Raw genomic sequence first — 22,498 nt, forward strand, 5'->3', positions numbered from 1 at the left:
CAGTTGCAGGCCCAGGGCAACACCGTGTTCGTCGAGGTCAGCGCCAGCCCGGTGTTGATACAGGCCATGGACGACGATGCGGTCACGGTTGCCACGCTGCGCCGTGACGACGGGGACGCCGTCCGGATGCTCACTGCCCTGGCGCAGGCCTATGTCCAGGGCGTGAGTGTCGACTGGTCTGCGGTGCTGGGTACCACCACAGCCCGGGTGCTGGACCTTCCGACCTACGCTTTCGAGCACCAGCGGTACTGGCTCAAGAGCGTGGACCGGGCGTCTGCCGAGGGTCATCCACTGGTGGGTGTGGCGGTGGAGTTGCCGGACTCCGATGGTGTGCTGTTGACCGGGCGGGTGTCGCTGGCCACCCATACATGGCTGGCTGATCACGCGGTCCGGGGCAATGTCCTGCTCCCCGGTACCGCATTTGTTGAGCTGGTCGTCCGCGCCGCCGGCGAGGTCGGTTGCGACGTTGTCGATGAGCTGGTGATCGAAACCCCGCTCCTGCTGCCGCAGACCGGCGGTGTGCAACTGTCCGTATCGGTCGGCGAGGCTGATGAGTCCGGACACCGCGCGGTGACCGTCTTCTCCCAGGCGGACCACACCGACACATGGACCCGGCACGTTTCGGCCACGATCAGCACGTCTGATGCACCCCTCTCGCTGCCGGAGTTCGCTTCGTGGCCACCAGCCCAGGCCCAGCCGGTGAACGTGGCCGAGTTCTACGACCGGCTGGCTGTGGCAGGTACCGAGTACGGTCCTGCGTTTCAGGGTTTGCAGGCTGCGTGGCGTGATGGGGACACTGTCTTCGCCGAGGTTGCTCTGGCTGAGGAGCAGGCGCAGGAGGCGGCGCGGTTCGTGGTGCATCCTGCGTTGTTGGACGCCGCCATGCACGCCAGCATCCTGGGCACACCCGATACCGGCCAGCAGAGCGTGCGTATGCCGTTCTCCTGGAGCCACGTCCAAATCCGAGCGACCGGCACCGCCATGCTGCGCGTCGCGGCAACACCGACAACAGACGGCTGGAGTGTGCGGGTCGCCGATGACACCGGTCGGCCCGTAGCCGCCATCGGCTCCCTCGTCACTCGGCCGGTGACGGCCGACGCGCTCGGCTCCGCAGCCGATGACCTGCTCAGGGTGGTCTGGACGGAGATCCCCATCCCCCGGCGGACCGGTCTGACCGCAGGCCGGTTCGAGGATCTGGTGTCGGGCGGTGATGTGCCGGTGCCCGAGGTGGTGGTCTTCACCGCACGCCCCGACAGCAGCGAGAACCGGCTGGACCCGCCGGACCCGCTGGCGCAGACCCGCACACTGACCGCCCAGACCCTCCAGGCAGTCCAGACCTGGCTGACCGGGGAACGCTTCACCGACAGCACCCTGGTCGTGCGAACCGGTACTGGGGTGGCCGCTGCCGGGGTGTCGGGGTTGATGCGTTCGGTGCAGTCGGAGCATCCGGGCCGGTTCATCCTGGTCGAAAGTGACGACGACGCCCTCACCCTGGACCAGTTGGCCGCCACCGTGGGGCTCGATGGGCCGCGGCTGCGGGTCTGCGACGGACGGTTCGAGGTACCGCGGCTGGCGCGGGCGAATACGCCGGAGAGCAGCCCGCTGACGATCCCCGACAGTCGTGGATGGCTGCTGGAGCAGTCCCGCAGCGGAACCCTGCAAGACCTCGCTCTCGTACTCACCGACACCGCCGAACGGCCCCTGCAACCCGGTGAAGTACGGGTGGACGTACGCGCCGCAGGCTTGAACTTCCGCGATGTTCTTATCGCGCTCGGCACTTACCCAGGTGAGGCTGTGATCGGAGCTGAGGCCGCGGGCGTGGTGCTCGAGGTCGGCCCGGAGGTCCACGATCTGGCCCCGGGAGACCGGGTCTTCGGCCTGCTGAGTGGCGGTATCGGGGCGGTCGCGATCGCGGACCGTCGCCTGCTGGCTGTGATGCCTGATGGTTGGTCCTTCACTACAGCGGCATCCGTTCCGGTGGTGTTCGCCACCGCGTATTACGGGTTGGTGGATCTGGCCGGGCTGAGTGCTAGTGAGTCCGTGCTGATCCACGCCGCAGCGGGTGGAGTGGGCATGGCGGCGACCCAGATCGCCCGCCATCTCGGCGCGCAGATCTACGCGACCGCCAGCACAGGCAAGCAGCACATCCTGTACGAGGCGGGTCTGGACGGCACTCGGATCGCGGACTCCCGCACCACGGGCTTCCGGGAAGCGTTCCTGAACACTACCGAGGGTCAGGGCGTCGATGTCGTCCTGAACTCCCTCAGCGGTGACTTCGTCGACGCCTCCCTCGACCTGCTGCCCCGCGGCGGCCGGTTCGTGGAAATCGGCAAGACTGACATCCGCGACCCACACCGGGTTGCCACCGACCGGCCCGGTACCATCTACCAGGCGTTCGACCTGTTGGACGCTGGCCCGGACCGGCTGCGGGAGATCATTACCGAAATCCTCAGCCTGTTCGCACAAGGCCTCCTACAGCCACTGCCCGTACAAACTTGGGACATCCGTCAGGCCCGCGATGCGTTCAGCTGGATGAGCCGCGCTCGGCACGTCGGCAAGATCGTCCTCACGATACCCAAGCAGCCCGACCCCGACGGCACGGTCCTGATCACTGGTGGTTCCGGCGTTCTGGCGGGCATCCTCGCCCGGCATCTGGTGGCCGAACGCGGTGCACGCCACCTGCTGTTGCTGTCCCGTACCACCCCCGACGAAACGCTGATCAACGAGCTCGGCGAGCTGGGCGCCCGGGTCGACATTGCGGCCTGCGACGTGTCGGACCGTGCCGGGCTGGCGCGGGTGCTGGATGGTGTATCCCCGGAACACCCTCTGACCGCGGTGATCCACACCGCTGGCGCACTCGACGACGATGCGGTGGAGTCCCTGACCGCGCAGCGGCTGGACACGGTCCTGCGGCCCAAGGCCGACGGCGCCTGGCACCTGCACGAACTTACCCGGGACGCCGACCTGGCCTCGTTTATCATGTACTCGTCGGCTGCTGCTGTGCTGGGTGATCGGGGGCAAGGCAACTACGCGGCGGCGAACGCGTTCCTGGATGCCCTGGCCGAACAACGTCGTGCCGAGGGCCTGCCCGCGCTCGCGCTGGCGTGGGGGTTGTGGGAGGACACCAGCGGCCTGACCGCGAAGCTGACCGGTACCGACCATGACCGGATCCGGCGTGGCGGCATGCGAACCATCACCGCCGAGCACGGAATGAAGCTGTTCGACACCGCGTCACGCCATGGCGAACCGCTCCTGGTGCCCGCAGTGATGGACCCGATCCGAGAGGGCGAAGTCCCTGCGTTGCTGCGTTCTTTGCACCGCCCGGTTGCCCGGCGGGTCGCTTCCGCCGACGGCGGGGTGGAGTGGCTGGTCGGCTTGGCGCCCGAGGAGCGGGCGAAGGCGCTGCTGAAGCTGGTGTGTGACAGCGCCGCGACGGTATTGGGGCATGCTGACGCCCGCAGTATTCCGGCGACTGGTGCGTTCAAGGATCTGGGCGTGGATTCGCTGACCGCGGTGGAACTGCGGAACAGCTTGACGAAGGCCACAGGGTTGCGGTTGCCCGCCACGATGGTGTTCGACTACCCCACCCCGGCCGCCCTGGCTGCCCGGCTGGGCGAGTTGTTTGTCGGTGAAACCCGTGTACCGGTACGTGGGCCGGTGTCGGTGGTGGGGCAGGACGAGCCGTTGGCGATTGTGGGTATGGCGTGCCGTCTGCCGGGTGGGGTGTCGTCGCCGGAGGATCTGTGGCGCTTGGTGGAGTCGGGTACGGATGCGGTCTCCGGTTTCCCGACCGACCGTGGCTGGGACGTGGAGAGCCTGTTCGATCCGGATCCGGGGGCGGCTGGGAAGTCGTACTGCGTAGAGGGTGGCTTCCTGGACGCCGCGGCCAACTTTGATGCCTCGTTCTTCGGGATCAGTCCGCGTGAGGCGTTGGCGATGGATCCGCAGCAGCGGCAGCTGTTGGAGGTGTCCTGGGAGGCGTTCGAGCGGGCTGGTATTGAGCCTGGTTCCGTTCGGGGTAGCGACACCGGCGTCTTCATAGGTGCATTTCCCGTTGGCTACGGCGCCGGGTTTGATCGCGAAGGTTATGGCGCCACGTCCGGCCCCAGCGTGTTGTCCGGCCGGGTGTCGTACTTCTTCGGGCTTGAGGGTCCGGCGATCACGATGGATACGGCGTGCTCGTCCTCCTTGGTTGCTTTGCATCTGGCGGCGCAGGCGTTGCGTAATGGTGAGTGTTCGCTGGCGTTGGCCGGTGGTGTGACGGTGATGGCCACGCCGGAGGTTTTCACCGAGTTCGCCCGGCAGCGTGGCCTGGCCTCCGATGGCCGGTGCAAGGCGTTCGCGGACAGTGCGGACGGTGCCGGATTCTCCGAGGGCGCGGGTCTGCTGCTGGTAGAGCGGCTCTCCGACGCCCGCCGTAACGGTCATCAGGTGTTGGCGGTGGTGCGGGGCTCGGCGGTGAACCAGGACGGTGCGTCGAACGGGCTGACCGCGCCGAACGGTCCTTCGCAGCAGCGGGTGATCCAGGCCGCTCTCAGCAATGCGGGGTTGACCACGGCTGAGGTGGATGTGGTCGAGGCGCATGGCACGGGTACGACGCTGGGCGACCCGATCGAGGCCCAGGCGCTGCTCGCCACTTACGGTCAGGACCGTGAGCGGCCGCTGCTGCTGGGATCGCTGAAGTCGAATATCGGCCATACGCAGGCTGCCTCGGGTGTGTCGGGTGTTATCAAGATGGTGATGGCGCTGCAGCACGGTCTGGTGCCGCGCACGCTGCATGTCGATGAGCCGTCGCGGCACGTGGACTGGACGGAGGGCGCGGTTGAGCTGGTGACGGAAAGCCAGCCGTGGCCGGACACCGGCCGGACGCGTCGGGCAGGTGTGTCGTCCTTCGGGGTCAGCGGTACGAACGCTCACGTCATCCTGGAGAGCGCGCCCGCCGCTCAGCCTGCGGAGGAGGCGCAGCCCGTTGTGCCGCCGGTGGTGGCCTCGGATGTGCTGCCGCTGGTGGTATCAGCCAAGACCCAGTCCGCTCTGGCCGAGGTTGAGGGTCGGTTGCGTGCGTATCTGGCTGTGTCGCCCGGGGTGGATATGCCTGCTGTGGCATCGACGTTGGCGGTGACGCGGTCGGTGTTCGAGCACCGTGCCGTGCTCCTTGGAGACGACACCACCATCGGCACTGCTGTGTCTGATCCCCGGGTGGTGTTCGTCTTCCCGGGGCAGGGGTGGCAGTGGCTGGGGATGGGCAGTGCGCTGCGGGATTCCTCGGTGGTCTTCGCCGAGCGGATGGCCGAGTGTGCGGCGGCGTTGAGCGAGTTCGTGGACTGGGACCTGTTCACCGTCCTGGATGATCCGGCGGTGGTGGACCGGGTCGATGTGGTCCAGCCTGCTTCCTGGGCGGTGATGGTTTCGCTGGCTGCGGTGTGGCAGGCCGCCGGTGTGCGGCCGGACGCGGTGATCGGCCACTCCCAGGGTGAGATCGCCGCGGCGTGTGTGGCGGGTGCGGTGTCGTTGCGCGACGCCGCCCGGATCGTGACATTGCGCAGTCAGGTGATTGCGCGGGGTCTGGCGGGCCGGGGTGCGATGGCATCGGTGGCGTTGCCCGCGCACGAGATCGAGCTGGTCGATGGGGCGTGGATCGCGGCCCGTAATGGTCCCGCGTCCACGGTGATTGCGGGTGGGCCGGAGGCGGTGGACCGTGTGCTGGCGGTTCATGAGGCACAAGGGGTGCGGGTGCGGCGGATCACCGTCGACTACGCCTCGCACACCCCGCACGTCGAGCTGATCCGCGACGAACTGCTCCACATCACTGCCGGTGTCGGTTCGCAGGCTCCGGTGGTGCCGTGGCTGTCGACCGTGGACGGCACGTGGGTCGAAGGCCCGCTCGATGTGGAGTACTGGTACCGGAACTTGCGTGAGCCGGTCGGGTTCGATGCTGCCGTGGGCGAGTTGCAGGCCCAGGGTGACACCGTGTTCGTCGAGGTCAGCGCCAGCCCGGTGTTGATACAGGCGATGGACGACGATGCGGTCACGGTTGCCACGCTGCGCCGTGACGACGGGGGCGCCGTCCGGATGCTCACCTCCCTGGCACAGGCCTATACCCACGGCGTCACCATCGACTGGTCTGCGGTGCTGGGCAATGTCCCGGCACGGGTGCTGGATCTTCCGACGTATGCCTTCCAGCATCAGCGGTATTGGGCCGAGGCCGGTCGGTCTGCTGATGTGTCGGGGGCGGGGTTGGATGCGGTGCGGCATCCGTTGCTGGGTGCGGTGGTGGCGTTGCCGGGTTCGGACGGTGTGGTGCTGACCGGGCGGGTGTCGCTGTCCACGCACGCATGGCTGGCTGATCACGCGGTGTGGGGCAGTGTGCTGCTGCCTGGTACCGGGTTTGTTGAGCTGGTTGTCCGCGCAGCTGATGAGATCGGTTGCGACGTCGTCGATGAGCTGGTGATCGAAGCCCCGCTTCTGCTGCCGCAGAGCGGTGGTGTGCAACTGTCCGTATCGGTTGCCGAGGTCGATGAGTCCGGACACCGCGCGGTGACGGTCTTCTCTCGCGCGGACAACGCCGATACCTGGACTCGCCACGTCACGGCGACAGTCAGCACCTCTGACTCGACGGCCGCGTTGCCGGAGTTTGCCTCGTGGCCTCCGGCACAGGCACAGCCGGTGGACGTGACCGATTTCTACGACCGGCTGATGGCAGAAGGGTACGAGTACGGTCCCGCCTTCCAGGGACTGCAGACTGCGTGGCGCGACGAGGACACCGTCTACGCTGAGGTCGTCCTCGCCGAGGAACAGGCACAAGACGCGGCACCATATGCCGTGCACCCGGCCCTACTCGATGCGGCCCTCCACGCCTGCACCCTGAACACACCCGACGCCGAGCGGAGCGTGGGGTTGCCGTTCTCCTGGAACCACGTCCAGGTCCATGCCACTGGCTCGGCCACGCTGCGTGTCGCGGTGACACCGACAGTGGACGGCTGGAGTGTGCGGGTTGCTGATGACATCGGCCGGCCGGTGGCTACCGTGGGCTCGCTCGTGACGCGGGCGGTGACGGCCGATGCGCTCGGTTCCGCCGCCGATGACCTGCTCGCCTTGACATGGACGGAGATCCCGGTCCCTCAGGAGACCGGCCTGACCGCAGGCCGGTTCGAGGACCTCGCGTCGGGTGGTGATGTGCCGGTGCCCGAGGTGGTGGTCTTCACCGCACGCCCCGACAGCAGCGAGAACCCCCCGGACCCGCTGACACAGACTCGTACGCTGACCGCCCAGGTTCTGCAAACAGTCCAGGAGTGGCTTGGCGGGGAGCGCTTCAGCGACAGCACGCTGGTCGTGCGGACCGGGACTGGGGTGGCCGCCGCCGGGGTGTCGGGGTTGATGCGGTCGGTCCAGTCGGAGCACCCGGACCGGTTTGTCCTGGTGGAGAGCGACGACGACAGTCTCACTCCGGACGAGTTGGCGGCGACTGTCGGATTGGATGAGCCAAGGCTGCGGGTCAGTGGCGGCCGGTTCGAAGTGCCACGACTGACCCGCACGCACGCTGCTGGGCCTGAGTTTGAAGGGGTTTGGGATCCGGATCCGGATGGCACGGTTCTGATCACGGGTGGTTCGGGTGTGCTGGCGGGGATCGTCGCCCGGCACCTGGTGGCCGAACGTGGTGTGCGTCATCTGCTGCTGCTGTCCCGCAGCGCTCCGGATGATGCCCTGATCAGCGAGCTCGGTGAACTGGGAGCCCAGGTGGCCACGGCGGCCTGTGACGTGTCGGATCGTGCCGGGCTGGCTCAGGTGCTGGCGGGTGTGTCACCGGAGCATCCTCTGACGGCGGTGATTCATACCGCGGGTGTGGTGGATGACGGTGTCGTCGAGTCGTTGACCGCGCAGCGGTTGGAGACAGTGTTGCGGCCCAAGGCGGATGGTGCCTGGCACCTGCATGAGCTCACCCGTGATGCCGACCTGGCAGCGTTCGTCATGTACTCCTCGGCTGCCGGTGTCCTCGGTAGTGCGGGGCAGGGTAACTATGCGGCGGCCAATGCGTTCGTGGACGCGCTGGCTGAGCAGCGCCGAGCCGAAGGTCTGCCGGCCCTCGCACTGGCCTGGGGCCTGTGGGAGGACACCAGTGGCCTGACCGCGAAGCTGACCGACACGGACCGTGACCGGATCCGGCGCGGTGGCTTGCGGGCCATCTCCGCCGAGCACGGGATGCGGCTGTTCGACACCGCATCACGCCACGACGAACCGGTTCTGGTGGCTGCGGCGATGGAGCCGGTACGGGACGCGGAAGTCCCGGCGTTGCTCCGGTCGTTGCATCGCCCGATCGCCCGCAGGGCCGCCTCTACCGGCGACTCGTCAGCGCAGTGGTTGGCAGCTTTGGCGCCGGAGGAGCGGGCGAAGGCGTTGTTGAGGATGGTGTGTGAGAGCGCCGCGACGGTTCTGGGACACGCCGACGTCGGCAGCATTCCTGTGACCGCGGCGTTCAAGGACTTGGGCATCGATTCGCTGACGGCGGTGGAGTTGCGGAACGGTCTGGCGAAGGCGACGGGGCTGCGGTTGCCCGCCACGTTGGTGTTCGACTACCCGACCCCGGTTGTGGTGGCCGCCCGGCTGGATGAGTTGTTCGCTCCGGCGGAGCCGGAGCCTCACCTCCACGAGCAGGAGCTCCGCCGAGCGCTCGCGGGAGTCTCGATTGCCAAGTTCCGGGAGGCCGGTGTGCTGGACACGCTGCTGAGGCTGGCGTCCATGGAGGGCCTGGCTGATCCAAAGCCCGATTCGGAATCCGATGACGAGGCTTTCGCCGATGAGATGGACGCCGACGCGCTCATCAAGCACGTGCTGGAGGGGGAACGATGAGCGAGAACCAGCTTGTTGACGCGTTGCGGAAGTCGGTCAAGGAGAACGCGCGGCTCCGCAAGGCGAACGCCTCGTTGCTGGCGGCCATGGACGAGCCGTTGGCAATTGTGGGTATGGCGTGCCGCTTGCCGGGTGGGGTGTCGTCGCCGGAGGATCTGTGGCGCTTGGTGGAGTCGGGTACGGATGCGATTTCCGGTTTCCCCACCGACCGTGGCTGGGACGTCGAGAACCTGTACGACCCTGATCCGGACGCGTCCGGGAAGTCGTACTGCGTGCAGGGTGGCTTCCTGGATGCCGCAGGCGGTTTCGACGCCTCGTTCTTCGGGATCAGTCCGCGTGAGGCGTTGGCGATGGACCCGCAGCAGCGGCTGGTCCTGGAAGCATCCTGGGAGGCGTTCGAGCGGGCCGGAATCGAGCCGGGTTCCCTCCGTGGTACTGATACCGGCGTTTTCATGGGTGCGTACCCCGGTGGCTACGGCATCGGTGCCGATCTCGGCGGCTTCGGGACAACTGCCGGTGCGGTGAGCGTCCTGTCGGGTCGGGTGTCGTATTTCTTCGGCCTCGAGGGGCCGGCCGTCACGGTGGACACGGCGTGTTCGTCGTCGTTGGTGGCGTTGCATCAGGCGGGGTATGCCCTGCGGCAGGGGGAATGTTCCCTGGCGCTGGTCGGTGGTGTCTCTGTGATGGCCACGCCGCAAAGTTTCGTGGAGTTCTCGAGGCAGCGTGGCCTGGCCTCCGATGGTCGGTGCAAGGCGTTCGCCGACGCCGCGGATGGTACGGGGTGGGCTGAGGGTGTCGGTGTGCTGTTGGTGGAGCGTTTGTCGGATGCTCAGGCCAAGGGTCACCAGGTGTTGGCGGTGGTGCGGGGCTCGGCGGTGAACCAGGACGGTGCGTCGAACGGCCTGTCCGCGCCGAATGGTCCTTCGCAGCAGCGGGTGATCCAGGCCGCTCTCAGCAACGCGGGTCTGAGCACGGCTGAGGTGGATGTAGTCGAGGCGCACGGCACGGGCACGACGCTGGGCGACCCGATCGAGGCCCAGGCGCTGCTCGCGACCTATGGCCAGGATCGTGAGCAGCCGCTGCTGCTGGGTTCGGTGAAGTCGAATCTGGGTCATACGCAGGCTGCTGCGGGTGTGTCGGGTGTCATCAAGATGGTGATGGCGCTGCAGCACGGTCTGGTGCCGCGCACGCTGCATGTCGATGAGCCGTCGCGGCACGTGGACTGGACGGAGGGCGCGGTTGAGCTGGTGACGGAGAACCAGCCGTGGCCGGACACCGACCGGCCTCGCCGGGCAGGCGTGTCGTCCTTCGGGATCAGTGGCACCAACGCCCACGTCATCCTGGAGAGCGCACCCCCCACCCAGGCTGTGGACGATGTGCGGCCTGTCGATGCGCCGGTGGTGGCATCGGAGTGGGTGCCGTTGGTGATTTCGGCCAGGACGCAGTCGGCTCTGGTTGAGTATGAGGGTCGGTTGCGTGCGTATTTGGCGGCGTCGCCCGGGGTGGATGTGCGGGGTGTGGGGTCGACGTTGGCGGTGACGCGGTCGGTGTTCGAGCACCGTGCCGTACTCCTTGGAGATGACACCGTCACCGGGACCGCCGGGTTGGATCCTCGGGTGGTGTTCGTCTTCCCGGGGCAGGGGTCGCAGCGTGCTGGTATGGGTGAGGAACTGGCCGCAGCGTTTCCGGTCTTCGCGCGGATCCATCAGCAGGTGTGGGATCTGCTGGATGTGCCCGATCTGGAGGTGAACGAGACCGGTTACGCCCAGCCCGCCCTGTTCGCTTTGCAGGTGGCCCTGTTCGGGCTGCTGGAGTCGTGGGGTGTGGGTCCGGATGCGGTGATCGGCCACTCTGTCGGCGAACTCGCCGCCGGATACGTGTCCGGGGTGTGGTCGCTGGAGGATGCCTGCACTTTGGTGTCGGCGCGGGCCCGTCTGATGCAGGCTCTGCCTGCGGGTGGGGTGATGGTTGCTGTCCCGGTCTCCGAGGAACAAGCAGAAGCGGTCCTGTGCGATGGTGTGGAGATCGCGGCGGTCAACGGGCCGTCGTCGGTGGTTCTCTCCGGTGATGAGGCCGCTGTGCTGCAGGTCGCGGCGGGGCTGGGGAAGTGGACGCGGTTGGCGACCAGTCACGCGTTCCACTCCGCTCGTATGGAGCCGATGCTGGAGGAGTTCCGGGCGGTCGCCGAACGCCTGACCTATCACACACCTCGGGTCACCATGGCTGCGGGCGAGCAGGTGACGGCTCCTGAGTACTGGGTGCGTCAGGTCCGGGATATGGTCCGGTTCGGCGAGCAGGTCGCCTCGTACGAGGACGCGGTGTTCGTCGAGCTGGGTGCCGACCGGTCGCTGGCCCGCCTGATCGACGGCGTCGCGATGCTGCACGGCGACCATGAGGCACAGGCCGCGATCAGCGCCCTGGCCCACCTGTATGTCAGCGGGGTCGCCGTGGACTGGTCTGCGGTGCTGGGCGATGTTCCGGCGCGGGTGCTGGATCTTCCGACGTATGCCTTCCAGCACCAGCACTACTGGCTTGAGGGTGTGGACCGGGCGGTTGCGGGTGGTCATCCGCTGCTGGGTTCGGCGGTGCGGCTGGCCGAGACCAGTGGGGTGCTGTTCACTGGCCGGGTTTCCCGGAGCGGTGATCTGTGGCTGCGGGACCAGACGGTTCTGCCCGCGGCGGTGTTCGCCGAGATGGCGCTGGCCGCGGCGGATGAGACCGGCTGCGGCCACGTCGAGGAACTCACCGTGGAAGCGTTGCCGCTGCTTCCCGAGGATGGCGCCGTCGAGGTGCAGACCTGGGTGAGCGAACCGGACGAGACCGGCCGCCGGCTCAGTATCCATGCCCGTTACAGCGACGGTGAGCCCTGGACACGCCTGGCCACCGCAACCCTGACCACCACCACCGGAACGGTGTCGGGCTGGCAGGCCGGTGGGGTGTGGCCGCCGGTCGGTGCGGTGCCGGTCGAGACCCGCGTACCGTCACTGCGCGGGATGTGGCGCCGCGGCAGCGAAGTGTTCGCCGAGGCCGCACTGGACGACATCCACGACGCCACCAGGTTTTTGCTTCATCCCGGCCTGATGACTGCCGCCTTCACCGCCGTAGGCGAGGAGACCCCCGCGGTGTGGCAGGGCCTGACCCTGCACGCCCGCAACCCCACCGAGCTGCGCGTCCGCCTCACCTCACACGACGACGGCACCCTGTCGGTAGAGGCCGTCGACAGCACAGGCCTCCCCATCCTGACCGCCCGCTCCCTCACCCTGGGCGCTGTGCCCGTCAACGAACCGGCCACCAGCACCGACGACCTGCTCACCCTGACCTGGACAGGAATCCCCACGCCTCAGCAGACCGGCGTGACGGTGGGTGCGTTTGAAGACCTGGCGGTGGACGGTGATGTGCCGGTACCCGATGTCGTGGTCTTCACCGCACTCCCCGACAGCAGCGAGAACCCGCCGAACCCGCTGGCACAGACTCGCATACTGACCGCCCAGGTTCTGCAAACAATCCAGGAGTGGCTTGGCGGGGAACGCTTCACCGACAGCACGCTGGTCGTGCGTACCGGGACCGGTTTGGCCTCCGCCGCCGTGTCGGGGTTGATGCGGTCGGCCCAGTCCGAACACCCCGGCCGGTTCATCCTGGTCGAAAGCGACGACGACACCCTCACCCCGGACCAGCTGGCGGCGACTGTCGGATTGGACGAGCCGCGGCTGCGGATCAGCGACGGTCGGTACGAAGTACCACGGCTGACCCGCACGCATGCCGATGAGCCTGAGCCTGAAAGGGCGTGGGATCCGGATGGCACGGTCCTGGTCACGGGCGGTTCCGGCGTCCTGGCGGGGATCGTCGCCCGGCACCTGGTGACCGAACGCGGCGTGCGTCATCTCCTGCTGGTGTCTCGCGGCACTCCGGACGAGGCACTGATCAGCGGGCTCGGCGAACTGGGCGCCCAGGTGGCCACGGTGGCCTGTGACGTGTCCGACCGTGCCGGGCTGGCCCAGGTGCTGGCGGGTGTGTCACCGGAGCATCCCCTGACGGCCGTGATTCACACCGCGGGTGTGGTGGATGACGGTGTCATCGAGTCGTTGACCGCGCAGCGGCTGGACACGGTGTTGCGGCCCAAGGCGGATGGTGCGTGGAACCTGCACGAGCTCACCCGGGATGCCGACCTGGCCGCGTTCGTCATGTATTCCTCGGCTGCCGGTGTCATGGGCGGTGCGGGGCAAGGCAACTACGCGGCGGCAAACGCGTTCCTGGACGCGCTCGCCGAACAACGTCGTGCCGAGGGCCTGCCCGCACTCGCGCTGGCCTGGGGCCTCTGGGAGGACACCAGCGGCCTGACCGCCAAACTGACCGGCACCGACCATGACCGGATCCGGCGCAGCGGCCTGCGGGCCATCACCGCCGAGCACGGGATGCGGCTGTTCGACACCGCGTCGCATCGTGGTGAGCCGGTTCTGGTGGCCGCGCCGATGGGTCCGGTGCGGGAGGCCGAAGTCCCGGCGCTACTGCGTTCGTTGCATCGTCCGATCGTCCGGCGGGCTGCTTCCGCCGGTGGAGTGCAGTGGCTGGCCGCTCTGGCACCGGAGGAACGGGCGAAAGCACTGTTGAAGGTGGTGTGTGACACCGCTGCGACAGTTCTGGGGCACGCCGATGCCCGTACCATTCCGGTGACCGGAGCGTTCAGGGATCTGGGTATCGATTCGCTGACCGCGGTGGAACTACGGAACGGTCTGGCGAAGGCGACGGGGCTGCGGTTGCCCGCCACGTTGGTGTTCGACTATCCGACCCCGGCCATCCTGGCTGCCCGGCTGGGGGAGTTGTTCACCGGCGAGAATCCTGTATTGGTACGCACCGCCTCGGTGGTGGGGCAGGATGAGCCGTTGGCGATTGTGGGTATGGCGTGCCGTCTGCCGGGTGGGGTGTCGTCGCCGGAGGATCTGTGGCGCTTGGTGGAGTCGGGTACGGATGCGATTTCCGGTTTCCCCACTGACCGTGGCTGGGACGCGGAAAGTCTGTTCGATCCGGACCCGGATGCGCCGGGGAAGTCGTACTGCGTAGAGGGCGGCTTCCTCGACAGCGCAGCCGGCTTCGACGCCGGATTCTTCGGTATCAGCCCACGCGAAGCACTGGCGATGGACCCGCAGCAGCGGCTGATCATGGAGGTGTCCTGGGAGGCGTTCGAGCGGGCCGGGATCGAGCCCGGTTCCGTACGCGGCAGCGACACCGGTGTCTTCATGGGCGCCTACGCCGGTGGCTACGGTGCCGGTGCTGACCTCGGCGGCTTCGCAGCCACCGCCAGCGCGACCAGTGTCCTCTCCGGCCGGGTGTCGTACTTCTTCGGCCTCGAAGGCCCCGCCATCACCGTCGACACGGCCTGCTCGTCATCGCTGGTGGCGTTGCATCAGGCCGGGTATGCCCTGCGGCAGGGTGAGTGCTCGCTGGCCCTGGTCGGCGGCGTCACCGTGATGGCCACGCCGCAAAGCTTCGTGGAGTTCTCCCGCCAGCGCGGCCTGGCCTCCGACGGCCGCTGCAAAGCCTTCGCCGACACCGCGGACGGTACAGGATGGGCTGAAGGCGTCGGCGTGCTGCTGGTAGAGCGGCTCTCCGACGCCCAGGCCAACGGCCACCAGGTGTTGGCGGTGGTCCGTAGCTCGGCGGTCAACCAGGACGGTGCGTCCAACGGTCTGTCTGCGCCGAACGGCCCCTCCCAGCAGGGGGTGATCCGGCAAGCGTTGGCCAACGCGGGTCTGACCACGGCTGAGGTGGATGTGGTCGAGGCGCATGGCACGGGTACGACGTTGGGCGACCCGATCGAGGCCCAGGCACTCATCGCCACTTACGGCCAGGACCGTGAGCGGCCGCTGCTGCTGGGATCGCTGAAGTCGAACATCGGCCATACACAAGCTGCCTCGGGTGTGTCGGGCGTCATCAAGATGGTGATGGCCCTGCAGCACAACACGGTTCCCCGCACCCTGCACGTGGATGAGCCGTCGACGCATGTGGACTGGTCGGCGGGCGCGGTGCAGCTGCTGACGGAAAACCAGCCCTGGCCCGGCACCGACCGGCCCCATCGGGCAGGCGTGTCGTCCTTCGGCGTCAGCGGTACGAACGCTCACGTCATCCTGGAGAGCGCACCCGCCGCCCAGCCTGCGGAGGAGGCGCAGCCTGCTGTGCCGCCGGTGGTGGCCTCGGATGTGCTGCCGCTGGTGATATCGGCCAAGACCCACTCCGCCCTGACCGAACACGAAGACCGGCTGCGCGCCTACCTGGCGGCGTCGCCTGGGGTGGATATCCCTGCCGTGGCATCGACATTGGCGGTGACGCGGTCGGTGTTCGAGCACCGTGCCGTACTCCTTGGAGACGACACCACCATCGGCACCGCTATGTCTGATCCCCGGGTGGTGTTCGTTTTCCCGGGTCAGGGGTGGCAGTGGCTGGGGATGGGCAGTGCGCTGCGGGATTCCTCGGTGGTCTTCGCCGAGCGGATGGCCGAGTGTGCGGCGGCGTTGAGCGAGTTCGTGGACTGGGATCTGTTCACGGTTCTGGATGATCCGGCGGTGGTGGACCGGGTTGATGTGGTCCAGCCTGTTTCCTGGGCGGTGATGGTTTCTCTGGCTGCGGTGTGGCAGGCGGCCGGTGTGCAGCCGGATGCGGTGATCGGCCACTCCCAGGGTGAGATCGCCGCGGCGTGTGTGGCGGGTGCGGTGTCGTTGCGTGACGCCGCCCGGATCGTGACGCTGCGCAGCCAGGCGATCGCCCGGGGGCTGGCAGGCCGGGGCGCGATGGCATCCCTCGCGTTGCCCGCACAGGAGATCGAGCTGGTCGACGGGGCCTGGATCGCCGCCCACAACGGCCCCGCCTCCACCGTGATCGCGGGCACCCCGGAGGCGGTCGACCGTGTCCTCACCGTTCATGAGGCACAAGGGGTGCGGGTCCGGCGGATCACCGTCGACTATGCCTCGCACACTCCACACGTCGAGCTGATCCGTGACGAACTGCTCGACATCACTGCCGGTGTCGGTTCGCAGGCTCCGGTGGTGCCGTGGCTGTCGACCGTGGACGGCACCTGGGTCATAGGCCCGCTCGATGCGGAGTACTGGTACCGGAACCTGCGTGAACCGGTCGGGTTCGACCCCGCCATCAGCCAGTTGCAGGCCCAGGGCGACACCGTGTTCATCGAGGTCAGCGCCAGCCCGGTGTTGATACAGGCCATGGACGACGATGTCGTCTCTGTCGCCACGCTGCGCCGTGACGACGGGGACGCCGCCCGGATGCTCACCTCCATGGCACAGGCCTATACCCACGGCGTCACCATCGACTGGCCCACCATCCTCGGCACCACCACAGCCCGCGTACTGGACCTTCCGACCTACGCTTTCCAGCACCAGCGTTACTGGGTTGAGGGCGTGGATCGCTCGGCTGTGGGTGGTCATCCGCTGCTGGGTGTGGCGGTGGAGTTGCCGGACTCCGATGGTGTGCTGTTGACCGGGCGGGTATCACTGGCCACCCATACATGGCTGGCTGACCATGCGGTGCGAGGCAGTGTGCTGCTGCCTGGTACCGGGTTTGTTGAGCTGGTCGTCCGCGCCGCCGGCGAGGTCGAGTGCGACATCGTCGACGAGCTGGTGATCGAAACCCCGCTCCTGCTGCCGCAGACCGGCGGTGTGCAACTGTCCGTATCGGTCGGCGAGGCCGATGAGTCCGGACACCGCGCGGTGACCGTCTTTTCTCGGGCGGATAGCGCCGATACCTGGACTCGCCACGTTTCGGCCACGATCAGCACGTCTGATGCACCCCTCTCGCTGCCGGAGTTTGCTTCGTGGCCACCAGCTCAGGCGCAGCCGGTGAACGTGGCCGAGTTCTACGACCGGCTGGCTGTGGCAGGTACCGAGTACGGTCCCGCGTTCCAAGGCCTGCAAGCTGCGTGGCGTGATGGGGACACTGTCTTCGCCGAGGTTGCTCTGGCTGAGGAGCAGGCGCAGGAGGCGGCGCGGTTCGTGGTGCATCCTGCGTTGTTGGACGCCGCCATGCACGCCAGCATCCTGGGTACACCCGATACCGGCCAGCAGAGCGTGCGGATGCCGTTCTCCTGGAGCCACGTCCAAATCCGAGCGACCGGCACCGCCATGCTGCGCGTCGCGGCAACACCGACAACAGACGGCTGGAGTGTGCGGGTCGCCGATGACACCGGTCGGCCCGTAGCCGCCATCGGCTCCCTCGTCACCCGGCCGGTGACGGCCGACGCGCTCGGCTCCGCAGCCGATGACCTGCTCACGCTGGTATGGACGGAGATCCCGACTCCTCAGCAGAGCAGCCTGAGCGTTGGCAGGTACGAAGACCTGGCGGACGGTGACGTTCCGGTCCCCGACGTGGCGGTCTACACCGCACGCCCCGACACCGACGCCAGCCCTGATCCGCTGGTACAGACTCGTACGCTGACCGCTCAAGTCCTCCAGACGGCCCAGGCGTGGCTTGGCGGGGAGCGCTTCACCGACAGCACACTGGTCGTGCGGACCGGTACCGGTTTGGCCGCCGCCGCGGTGTCAGGGCTGATGCGTTCAGCCCAGTCGGAACACCCCGGCCGCTTCGTCCTGGTGGAAAGCGACGACGACAGCCTCACCCCGGACCAGCTGGCCGGCACCGTCGGCTTGGACGAGCCACGGCTGCGCGTCAGCGATGGCCGGTTCGAAGTGCCACGACTGGCCCGTGTGAACGTTGCTGAGCCCGAATCTGAAAAGGTGTGGGATCCGGATGGCACGGTCCTGATCACAGGCGGTTCCGGCGTCCTGGCAGGCGGCCTCGCCCGCCACCTGGTGACCGAACGTGGTACACGTCATCTCCTGCTGCTGTGCCGCACCACTCCCGACGAGGGATTGCTCAACGAGCTCAATGAACTCGGCGAGCTGGGCGCCCGGGTCGACACAGCAATCTGTGACGTATCGGACCGTGCCCGGCTGGCTCAGGTACTGGCCGGTGTATCCCCGGAACACCCTCTGACCGCGGTGATCCACACCGTCGGCGCACTCGACGACGGCGTCGTGGAGTCTTTGACCGCGCAGCGGCTGGACACGGTGCTGCGGCCCAAGGCCGACGGCGCCTGGCACCTGCATGAACTCACCCGTGATGCCGACCTGGCCGCGTTCGTCATGTACTCCTCGGCCGCCGGTGTCATGGGTAATCCGGGACAGGGCAGCTTCGCGGCGGCCAACGCGTTTGTGGACGCGTTGGCCGAGCAGCGTCGTGCCGAGGGCCTGCCCGCGTTGGCGCTGGCCTGGGGTTCGTCAGAAGAGACCAGTGGCCTGATCGGTCTGCGGACTATCTCTGCCGAGCATGGGATGCGCCTGTTCGACAGCGCATCGCATCGTGGCGAGTCGCTTCTGGTGGCCGCGTCGACGGATTCGGTACGGGCTGCAGAGGTTCCTGCGTTGCTGCGTTCTTTGCATCGCCCGGTTGCCCGGCGGGTCGCTTCCGCCGACGGCGGGGTGCAGTGGCTGGTCGGCTTGGCGCCCGAGGAGCGGGCGAAGGCGCTGCTGAAGCTGGTGTGTGACAGCGCCGCGACGGTTCTGGGGCATGCTGACGCTCGCACGATTCCGGCGACTGGTGCGTTCAGGGATCTGGGCGTGGATTCGCTGACCGCGGTGGAGTTGCGGAACAGCTTGGCGAAGGCGACGGGGTTGCGGTTGCCCGCCACGTTGGTGTTCGACTATCCGACCCCGACGGCCTTGGCCGTCCGGCTGGGGGAGTTGTTCGTCGGGGAGACTCCTGTTCCGGTACGTCCGTCGGTGTCGGTGGTGGGGCAGGATGAGCCGTTGGCGATTGTGGGTATGGCGTGTCGCCTGCCGGGTGGGGTGTCGTCGCCGGAGGATCTGTGGCGCTTGGTGGAGTCGGGTACGGATGCGATCTCCGGATTCCCCACCGACCGTGGCTGGGACGTCGAGGGCGTGTTCGATCCGGATCCGGAGGCGGCTGGGAAGTCGTACTCCGTAGAGGGTGGCTTCCTGAATGCCGCGGCTGGCTTTGATGCCTCGTTCTTCGGGATCAGTCCGCGTGAGGCGTTGGCGATGGATCCGCAGCAGCGGCAGCTGTTGGAGGTGTCCTGGGAGGCGTTCGAACGGGCCGGGATCGAGCCCGGTTCCGTACGCGGTAGCGACACCGGCGTCTTCATTGGTGCATTCCCCGTTGGCTACGGCGCCGGTGCTGCCCGCGAGGGTTACGGTGCGACCGCGGCTCCCAACGTGTTGTCCGGACGGCTGTCGTACTTCTTCGGGCTTGAGGGTCCGGCGATCACGATGGATACGGCGTGCTCCTCGTCCCTGGTTGCTTTGCATCTGGCGGCGCAGGCGTTGCGTAATGGTGAGTGTTCGCTGGCGTTGGCCGGTGGTGTGACGGTGATGGCCACGCCGGAGGTTTTCACCGAGTTCGCCCGGCAGCGTGGCCTGGCCTCCGATGGCCGGTGCAAGGCGTTCGCGGACAGTGCGGACGGTGCCGGATTCTCCGAGGGCGCGGGTCTGCTGCTGGTAGAGCGGCTCTCCGACGCCCGCCGCAACGGCCACCAGGTGCTCGCAGTCGTTCGGGGCTCGGCAGTAAACCAAGACGGCGCGTCCAATGGCTTTACGGCGCCGAATGGACCCTCCCAGCAGCGGGTGATCCGGCAGGCGCTGGCCAACGCGGGTCTGACCACGGCCGAGGTGGATGTGGTCGAGGCGCATGGCACGGGTACGACATTGGGTGACCCCATCGAGGCCCAGGCGGTGCTCGCCACTTACGGCCAGGACCGTGAGCGGCCGCTGCTGCTGGGTACATTGAAGTCGAACATCGGTCATACGCAGGCCGCTGCGGGTGTGTCGGGTGTCATCAAGATGGTGATGGCGCTGCAGCACGGTCTGGTGCCGCGCACGTTGCATGTGGATGAGCCGTCGCGGCACGTGGACTGGACGGAGGGCGCGGTTGAGCTGGTGACGGAAAGCCAGCCGTGGCCGGAGACCGGCCGGCCGCGTCGGGCGGGTGTGTCGGCTTTCGGGGTCAGTGGTACGAACGCGCATGTCGTCCTTGAGAGCGCACCCGCCCAGTCCGTAAACAACGCGCAGCCCGTAGAGACACCGGTTGTGGCCTCGGAGCTGGTGCCGCTGGTGATATCAGCCAAGACGCTCCCGGCCCTGACCGAACACGAGGACCGGCTGCGCGGCTACCTGGCCGCATCGCCCGAGGCAGACATGAGCGCTGTCGCTTCGACGCTGGCGCTGACGCGGTCCGTTTTCGAGCACCGTGCCGTACTCCTCGGCGACGACACCGTTACCGGCACCGTTTCCGGCAGCGCAGTGTCCGACCCCCGGGTGGCGTTCGTCTTTCCCGGGCAGGGGTGGCAGTGGCTGGGGATGGGTAGTGCGCTGCGGGGTTCGTCGGTGGTGTTCGCCGAGCGGATGGCCGAGTGTGCGGCGGCGTTGAGTGAGTTCGTGGACTGGGATCTGTTCACGGTTCTGGATGATCCGGCGGTGGTGGACCGGGTTGATGTGGTCCAGCCTGCTTCCTGGGCGGTGATGGTTTCCCTGGCTGCGGTGTGGCAGGCGGCCGGTGTGCGGCCGGACGCGGTGATTGGTCATTCGCAGGGTGAGATCGCCGCAGCCTGTGTGGCGGGTGCGGTGTCGTTGCGGGATGCGGCGCGGATTGTGGCGTTGCGCAGTCAGGTGATCGCGCGGGGTCTGGCGGGCCGGGGTGCGATGGCATCGGTGGCGTTGCCCGCGCAGGATGTCGAGCTGGTCGACGGGGCGTGGATCGCGGCCCGTAATGGTCCGGCGTCCACGGTGATTGCGGGTGCGCCGGAGGCGGTGGACCGTGTGCTGGCGGTTCATGAGGGACAAGGGGCGCGGGTCCGGCGGATCACTGTTGACTATGCCTCGCACACCCCGCATGTCGAGCTGATCCGTGACGAACTGCTCGACATCACTGCAGGTGTCGGTTCGCAGGCTCCGGTGGTGCCGTGGCTGTCGACAGTCGATGGCACGTGGGTCGAAGGCCCGCTCGACGCGGAGTACTGGTATCGGAACTTGCGTGAGCAGGTGGGCTTCGACCTCGCCGTCGGCCAGTTGCGTGGCGAGGGCGACACCGTGTTTGTGGAAGTCAGTGCGAGTCCGGTGTTGTTGCAGGCGATGGACGACGATGCGGTTACGGTTGCCACGCTGCGTCGTGACGACGGGGACGCCGCTCGGATGCTAACCGCTCTGGCACAGGCGTTTGTCGAGGGCGTGACCGTTGACTGGCCCGCAATCCTGGGCACCGCCACGACACGGGTACTGGACCTTCCGACGTACGCGTTCCAGCACCAGCGCTTCTGGGCCGAGGGTGTGGACCGGTCGGATGCGGGTGGTCATCCGTTGCTGGGTGTGGCGGTGGAGTTGCCTGAGTCCGATGGTGTGCTGTTGACCGGGCGGGTATCACTGGCCACGCATGCCTGGCTGGCTGATCACGCGGTCCGGGGCAGTGTGCTGCTTCCCGGTACCGGGTTTGTGGAGTTGGTTGTCCGCGCCGCCGATGAGGTGGGGTGTGACGTCGTCGATGAGCTGGTGATCGAAACGCCGCTTCTGCTGCCATCGTCCGGTAGTGTGCAATTGTCCGTCTCGGTCGGCGAGCCTGACGAATCCGGGCGCCGCGGAGTGAGGGTCTTTTCCCGGGCGGATGGCGCGGATACCTGGACTCGCCACGTTTCGGCCACGATCGGCGTCTCTGAGGCTGCCCTCTCGCTACCAGAGTTTGCTGCCTGGCCTCCCGCACAGGCAGAGCCGGTGGACTTGGGTGATTTCTACGACCAGCTGACTGGGGCCGGTTACGAGTACGGTCCCGCCTTCCAGGGGCTGCAGGCCGCGTGGCGCGACGGAAACACCGTCTACGCCGAGGTTGTCCTGGCCGAGGAGCAGGCGCAGGAGGCGGCACAGTTTGCGGTGCATCCGGCGCTGTTGGACGCTGCCTTGCACGCCGGGATTCTGAACACACTCGACACCGCCGAGCAGGGTGTGCGGCTGCCGTTCTCCTGGAACGGTGTCCAGGTCCAGGTCCAGGCCACTGGCATGGCCACGCTACGCGTTGCGATAACACCAGCGGCAGACGGCTGGAGTGTGCGGGTCGCCGACGACAGCGGCCGACCGGTGGTTACCGTCGACTCGCTCGTAACGCGGCCGGTGACGGCCGACGCCCTCGGCTCCGCTGCTGACGACCTGCTCACGGTGATCTGGACGGAGATCCCCACCCCCCGGCAGACCGACCTGAGCGTCGCCCGGTTCGAAGACCTGGCAGACGGTGATGTGCCGGTGCCCGAGGTGGTGGTCTTCACCGCACTCCCCGACAGCAGCGAGAGCCCGCTGGACCCGCTGGCGCAGACCCGCATGCTGACCGCCCATGTCCTCCAGGCAGTCCAGGAGTGGCTGGCCGGGGAACGTTTCACCGACAGCACCCTTGTCGTGCGGATCGGTACCGGTCTGGCCGCCGCCGCGGTGTCGGGTCTGATGCGGTCTGCCCAGTCGGAACACCCCGGCCGGTTCGTCCTGGTCGAAAGCGACGACAGCCTCACCCTCCAGCAACTGGCCGCGAGTGTCGGATTGGACGAGCCGCGGCTGCGGGTCAGCGACGGCCGGCTCGAGGTACCGCGGCTGGCCCGGAC

At 67.7% G+C, this 22,498-nt stretch carries 2 protein-coding genes (1 of these 2 cut by a window edge); both read left to right on the forward strand.

Translation table 11 applies throughout. The features are described from left to right. Positions 1 to 8,847 (forward strand): SDR family NAD(P)-dependent oxidoreductase (locus tag J2Z30_RS51205; protein ID WP_443732399.1); only part of this gene is annotated, 8,847 nt, incomplete at its 5' end. Then, positions 8,844 to 22,498, forward strand: partial view of a type I polyketide synthase gene (locus J2Z30_RS51210; RefSeq protein WP_044578233.1) — the start only. 16,993 nt of this gene lie beyond the right edge of the window; the window shows 13,655 of its 30,648 coding nt (coding positions 1–13,655); the start codon lies at positions 8,844 to 8,846; the stop codon falls past the right edge of the window. The genes J2Z30_RS51205 and J2Z30_RS51210, both read left to right, overlap by 4 nt.

Origin of the sequence: Streptomyces iranensis (assembly GCF_017874715.1) — a bacterium.
In the GTDB taxonomy this organism is placed as follows: domain Bacteria; phylum Actinomycetota; class Actinomycetes; order Streptomycetales; family Streptomycetaceae; genus Streptomyces; species Streptomyces iranensis.